The following is a 6,803-nucleotide window of genomic DNA, read 5'->3' on the forward strand; positions in this document are numbered from 1 at the left end:
ACCCTAAGCCTCGCCCGCCATCCCGGCCCCCACCCGGCGGGCTTGCTTCAGCCTTCGGTGGATGGCCAACGCCTGCCCCACGACCTGATCCATGTTGTAATAGCGGTAGCTGCCAAGCCGCCCGGCAAAGATCACCTTCTTCTCGGCCGCCGCAAGCAGTTCATAGCGCCGGAACAACCCGTAGTTCTCGGGCCGGGGGATCGGATAATAGGGGTCGCCTTCGGCTGAAGGATATTCGTAGCTGATCGACGTCCGTACATGCACCTGCCCCGTCAGGTGCTTGTATTCTGTAATCCGGGTATACGGCACGCCCTCGGCCGGGAAGTTGACCACGCCGACCGGCTGGAAATACGCAGTATCGACTGTTTCATGACGGAAATTCAGGCTCCGATAAGGCAGCCTGCCGAAGCGATGGTCGAAGTAGGCGTCAATCGGACCGGTATAGACGGTCAGCTCGCCCCGCTCGGCAGCGCTCAGATCATGGAAATCCGTCCCCAGCATCACATCTATGCCAGAGTGATCCAGCATCCGCTGGAACATCCGGGTGTAGCCGTCACGTGGCATCACCTGGAAGCGGTCGGTGAAATAGCGGTCATCCTGATTGGTGCGCGTGGGGACCCGCGAGGTCACTGACTTGTCGAGCTCGCTGGGGTCCAGCCCCCATTGCTTGCGGGTATAGCCCTGAAAAAACAGCTCGTAGAGTTCGCGCCCGATCGCGTTGACGACCACGTCGCGCGACGTGCGAATATCGGCCATCGGTTCTGCCATGCCAGACAGGAAGGCTGCGGCCTCGACATCCGAAGTCATCGTAAGCCCGTAGATCATATTCAGCGTGGTGCGGTTGATCGGCATGGGAACCGAAAGCCCGCCGACCCGCGCCAACACGCGATGTTCGTAGGGTCGCCATTCGGTGAAGCGGCTCAGCCACGTCAGCACCTCCTCGCTATTGGTGTGAAAGATATGCGGCCCGTAGCGATGGACCAGGATCCCTGCCTCATCATGGTGGTCATAGGCGTTGCCCCCGATATGATCTCGCCGCTCCACAAGCAACACACGCTGACCCGAGATCTCGGCGAACTGTCGGGCAAGCACGGACCCCGAAAAGCCGGCACCGCAGATGGTCACGTCATATTTCTTGGCCCCGCGCAGAATGCTTGGCAAAGGTGGGCTTGCGGCAGCTCGCGACATTTGGCGACCGTGGATCGCCTGTTCAAGATAGGTCGCCATATCTGCAAAGGTCCGGTCCCAGTCCAGACGTGACAGCATCTGATCCGCCTCGTCCCGCCACCGCGCGGGATCGTCGCGGCTGATCAGGGCTTGTTCGCAAGCGGCGATAAACTCGACGGAACCGGCGGCGATCCGGACCGCACCCAGGTCACCATAATGGCGCACCACATCCCGTATCGGCGTCGAGACCACCTGAACCCCGGCAGCCAGATATTCGGGGGTCTTGGTGGGCGAGATGAATTGCGTGGCCTCGTTCATGGCAAAGGGCATCAACGCCACATCCCAGCCGGACAGGTATTCCGGCAGCATTTCATAGGGCTTCTGTCCCAGCCAATGGAGGTTTGGCGCGCGCGGCAGATCCTCGGCCGAGATCTTGGCCAAGGGTCCGATCATCACGATCGACCATTCCGGGTGCGTCCGTGAGAGCGCCGCTACAAGCTCGAGGTCCAGCCTTTCGTCGATCACGCCGTAATAACCCAGCCGCGGGCGGGGCAATGCGGCCTGATCCGTGGGATCGCGTGCAACGTCTCGCGCGCTCAGAAAATGCAGCCTATCGACCGAAGACGGGAAGGGATGGATATTCGCGTGTCGATGTGCCTTGGCCTCCCAAATGGAATAGCCACCGGTAAAGACCACGTCGGCCGCCGCTAGTAATTCGTCCTCGGCCGTCTTCAATTCCGCAGGTGCAAAGCGAAAGGCTGACAACTCATCCATGCAGTCATAAACCACCGCCGCCGCCGCCTCTACATCTCGCGCAATGGGCCACATCATGGGGGTATAAAACCACAGCAGCGGCCGTATCGTGCCGGTCAGGGACATCATCTGGTTCAGCAATTCCTTCAGCGCCCGCGCCTGGGCCTCGGGCGACCATGAGGACGGCAGGCGCGGCCGGACCGACTGGACATTTGTGCCGACAAAGGAATGGAACTCTAGAAAAGGCAGGTGATGATCGACCGGGATTGCTTCCTCCCAGAAGAACAGGCGGTATTGCCGGGAAAAACGCGTCATCAGGTGCTGCGGTCGTTGCAGCACGAAGTCCCAGCGCAGATGCGAAAAGCAGATCATGGTCGGCGGGCCGACAAAAGGCAGGGGAATGTATTGGGTGACTTCGTTCATTGCAGCCTCCGCGCGGCTTTGATGTCGTCGAGCGAGGCTGCAAGGAGCGCAATGCTGGGCCTCCAACCCCATCGTTTCAGTGCTGCCTCCCGTGGGTTGTACTCGAAATGGTGACGCAGCAGATGGTCGAGCGAGGCGGCGAATTCTTCGCCTTTCTCAGCTATCAACCCGCCCTCCGGCGGCACGAATTCCAGTCCGCAACACAGCCGCGCATTGGCCAAAACCGGCAACCCGGCCAACTGGTATTCAGTCAAAATGGCTGGCGCGCCATCTTCCTCTCCGCAGACGAGCCCTACCCGGGCTGATCTGGCGGTTTACTTCGTGGTGGCTAACGCCCGGCGGGCCGACGATCTCGACATCCAGTCCGCGTCGAGCCACCGTTTCGCGCAATGTCCCAGACATTTCCCCATAACCGATCACCAAAAGCGCGCTGGTTCCCGATCGGCGTTCGAGGACATCAAAGAGAATGTCGTGTCGTTTGTAAGGCTGAGCACACGCGACGTAGACAATGTCCCGGTCCTTGGGCGCGTCTGTTGCAAAGAAGGTTTCGCCCGACGCGAATGCCGGGCCGATCGGCAAAACCAAGGTCCGGGCGGCGGGGATACGTTGCTCAATCTCGCGCGATTGCCACGCGGCACCCGTCAGGAACAGGTCAAAGCGATGGGCAATCTCGTCGGGGATCCGCAGCGCAGCGGCGTCAATGGAATTGTAGATCTTGACCGAAGAGGCACAGGCATCCAGCAGCTCAGCATCGACGCCAAGACCCCAGACGCACAGGATATCGGGCGCCCCGACCGCGCGGATGAACGCCACCGCGTCGCGCGAGCCGTAGGGGGCGGGATGGGGGTCGGCGCGAAAGACACGGCGCAGAAGTCCGGGGCGATCGGGAATGCCCGAGAACTGCCCGATCTCGCTGTCGGCCTCGCAAGCAGCACCTGCAAAGGTCCAGATCTCAGCATGATCGACTAGGCCGCTTGCCACGGCGGCCAATGGCAGCCGTTCCAGATAGCCGCCGGACACGCGAATCTTGTCGCGGGCAGCAGGTGCAGGAAAAGCCTCGACGCCTCGCCAGATATCATTGCTGGCCTGTCGCTCGTGCGGATATGGGGGGACCCGGCTGCAGAAATCGGAAACTGCCACGATCCATGCCATCTTATGCAACCCCAAATCAGATGCTCGTTTTGACCCACACGGGCCGCCACCGCGGTATGGACGCTCTTTGCGGCGGGGTTGAGAACCTTGGCAGGCGCGCTTTGTTCCCGCCTCGGACGATCCACTCGCAAGATTGGGGGCGGAGATCTATTGCGAGCGTTTCTAAGGGGATTGCGGCAGCAGCAGGATGCATTGAGGGGAGATCGGCCCTGGGATGTTTGCCACGTCTCGCGCCTTGGGAAGCGTCGTTACCTATTGTGCGGTATCCAACCTGTTGGCGGGGGAATATAGCGCTGGAAAGCGCTCTCATTATCGATCAATTCCGGCATCATCCGGGGTCATCCCCCGCTGCCCCGTTTGCCCAAATCATGTCCTACCATGGTCAAACTTCTCGGAGAGTAGGGGGGAACGGGCCATGGAGGAGCGCGGGGCCAAGGGGTGGGCGTCGCGCGACGGCATACTCTTTGGCCAGGGAGGACTGAGCACCCGGTCGCGGGGTTCTTCGTAACCTAGTTTGACGTAGAAGGCCGCTTCCTCGGAGTTTCCAGGCCCCGCTTCATAAGCCTTCTCCGCATAGCCTCGCATGGCGGTAAGCAGCTTCCGTCTTGTCTGGGGAACATTTTTCTGCCGTTCATGTTGCTAAGCAATTGGTTCGGGGGACGGCTACAGGTGCACGCGGGGGAAGCTATTGGAGCGTGATCCGATCATTCCGGCCCAGCCGCCGGACATCGTGCGCTTGGCGGCGTGGCTGCTCGTCGTGGCACTGATCCTGGCCGGGCTATACCTCGGGCAGGACGTGCTGATCCCGCTGGCCATCGCATTCCTGATCAGTTTCGCGCTTAGTCCCCTTGTTGTCTGGCTGGGCCGGCGCGGCTTGCCCAGGGTGCTGTCCGTAATCATCGTGATGGCGACGGTGGTGACGCTTATTCTGGGCCTTGGATTGCTGGTCGGCTCGCAGGTGCGGCTGCTTGCCGTGCAACTGCCCACCTATCAAAGCACCGTCCGCACCAAGATCGACGACCTTGGCGAAACGATGAAGGGCCCCGGAATATTCGACCGCGCGATGGACATGATCGACACCGTGCAGAAAGAGGTCGAAGAGGCCGTCGCCCAGAACCAGGAAAGCCTGCCCCAGACCCGCGTTCAGGTCGTGCCCGCGCCGCAATCTCCACTTCGGACAGCCATCGCCTGGCTGGTCCCGGTGCTGGCGCCGGTCGCCATGGCGGGCATCGTGCTGGTCTTTGTGTTCCTTGCCCTGCTGGACCGCGGCGATCTGCGCGACCGGTTGATCCGGATGCTGGGCGGAAACCTGCATCGCTCGACCGATGCGATCGAAGAGGCAGGCAGTCGGATCTCTCGATACCTGTTGATGCAGCTTGTGGTGAATGTCACCTACGCAATTCCGATGGCGCTGGGGCTGTGGCTGATCGGCGTGCCGGGCTGGATCCTGTGGGGAACACTGGCGGCGGTCATGCGCTTCATCCCCTATGTCGGGCCGATGCTGTCGGCGATCTTTCCGATCACGCTGGCCTTCGCCGTCGATCCGGGCTGGAATATGGTACTGCTGACGGTGGGCCTGATCGTCATTCTTGAACTGGTCAGCAGCAATATCGTCGAGCCGGTGCTGTATGGCACAAGCACCGGGCTGTCGGCCCTGTCCCTGATCGCCGCCGCGACGTTCTGGACCGCGCTTTGGGGGCCGGTCGGGCTAGTCCTGTCGACGCCGCTGACCGTCTGCCTGCTGGTGATCGGGCGGAACCTGCCGCAATTGCAATTCCTGGATACCCTGCTGGGATCGACCCCGGTGCTGGACGTGCCAACCCGGATCTATCAGCGCCTGATCGCCGACGATCCCGAAGAGGCGATCGAGATTGCCAGCACCGCCATCGACGACAGTTCTATCCTTGAATTCTACGACCGGCATGGCATCGAGGTTCTCCGCCAGGCCAGCCATGACTTTCTGACGCAGGCGCGCGCGGAACACCGTTTGCGCGTGGTCAATGGCATGGACGTGATGCTGGATGATCTGCGCGAGGAGTATCCCGCGCCCGATCAGCCGAAAGGTCCGGCGCGCGTGGCCTGCATCGGCGGCAAGTGGGAAATCGACAACGTGGCTTGCGAGATGCTGGTTCATGCGCTGGCCTTCCAAGACATCAGCGCCCACCAGCGCCCGGCCGGCGTCCTGACGGCGCGATATCTGGACAAGCTGGACCTGAGCGATGTCGAGATCGTTTGCCTCAGCTATTTCAGTCGCGGGCCCGAGCTTTCGGCGCGGTCCTTCTGCCGCCGCCTTCGTCATCGCTGGCCGGGGATCAGGATCGTGCTGGCGCTGTGGAATCCGACCGAGCTTGTCGAGGAAGATGCCGGTTTCGACAAGCTTGGGGCCGACGCGGTGGTCACCTCGGTGGATGAGGCCGTCAGGCGCATCGAGCAGATGCTCAGCCCGGAACTGGCCCGCCAGCGTCAGGTCGCGCCCCGCCCTGAAAATGACGATCAGCGCGTCGCGGCGCTGCGCGAAACCAAGGTGCTGAACGGTCAGGCGCGCGAAGAGCTCGACGCGCTCGCGGCCCGCGCCGCCGAGGTTTTCGACGTGGAATTCGCGGTCATCACGGCGATCGACGCCGAGCGCGAATTCATCATCGGGCAAAGCATGGACTTGCCCGGCGAGGTGACCGAGGACAGCAGGAACATGATCACCCTGCCGCGCGAGGATGCCGTCTGCGATCACGTGGTTTCAGGCGACGACACGCTTGTCATCCATGACACCCAGCGCGACCCGCGCTTTGCCGACAATCCGGCGATCAACCTTTGGAAGACACGCTTCTACGCAGGTGCCCCGCTGCGCACGACCGACGGATTGGTTCTTGGAGCCCTGTGCCTGCTGGACGCCCGCCCCCGCGATCTGGACGAAGGCGAGCTCGAGTTGCTCAAAGAGTTGGCCGCCGACGTGGCACAGGCGATCACCGGGCAAGATGCCAGCGAAGACGGACCCAAGGACGACGCGGAAAATTCCGCCACGACCGGACAGCGCGTCCCGAAGTGACGCCCCCCGGGAGCCCGGACCGGCCATCATCGCAGGCTCCTTGGTCGAAGCGCGCGATCGTGCCAGTGCTGTAACATCAGCCCGCCAAATGGATGCCGCAGAAATTCCCGGCGGATCAGCAGCGCGATGATTGAGCGGCGTCAAGTTAGACAGCGATTGAAAGCTTGCGCACGACGATGTTGTGCGGGGTGCCGTTATCCTCCGACCGGTTGGCAAGGGTCTGGCAGTTCCGTGATCAGCCGGTCCGGCGTCATGGGAAAGCGGC

General features: G+C 62.1%; 4 protein-coding genes. 1 reads left to right on the plus strand and 3 read right to left on the minus strand.

Annotated features, from left to right (window positions below; translation table 11 throughout):
• Positions 1 to 3: 3 nt before the first annotated feature.
• Genes glf through RM190_RS22420 form a run of 3 tightly spaced genes read right to left on the minus strand, consistent with a single transcriptional unit; the run spans position 4 to position 3,495 of the window.
• Positions 4 to 2,343 (minus strand): UDP-galactopyranose mutase, encoded by a 2,340-nt coding sequence (gene glf / locus RM190_RS22410; protein WP_311761706.1) that lies wholly within the window; start codon positions 2,341 to 2,343, stop codon positions 4 to 6.
• Entirely contained in the window at positions 2,340 to 2,597 is a 258-nt protein-coding gene (locus tag RM190_RS22415; protein WP_311761707.1) for a hypothetical protein, read from the minus strand. Before RM190_RS22415 ends, glf begins: the two co-directional genes overlap by 4 nt.
• Positions 2,590 to 3,495, minus strand: a complete 906-nt coding sequence (locus tag RM190_RS22420; protein ID WP_311761708.1) for a hypothetical protein — start codon at positions 3,493 to 3,495, stop codon at positions 2,590 to 2,592. Before RM190_RS22420 ends, RM190_RS22415 begins: the two co-directional genes overlap by 8 nt.
• A gap of 688 nt (positions 3,496 to 4,183) precedes the next feature.
• Between RM190_RS22420 and RM190_RS22425 the strand changes: the two genes are divergently transcribed.
• On the plus strand, positions 4,184 to 6,538 hold the full coding sequence (locus RM190_RS22425; protein WP_311761709.1) for an AI-2E family transporter: 2,355 nt from the start codon (positions 4,184 to 4,186) through the stop codon (positions 6,536 to 6,538).
• Positions 6,539 to 6,803 lie beyond the last annotated feature (265 nt).

Origin of the sequence: Paracoccus broussonetiae, from assembly GCF_031854425.1 — a bacterium.
In the GTDB taxonomy this organism is placed as follows: Bacteria; Pseudomonadota; Alphaproteobacteria; order Rhodobacterales; family Rhodobacteraceae; genus Paracoccus; species Paracoccus broussonetiae.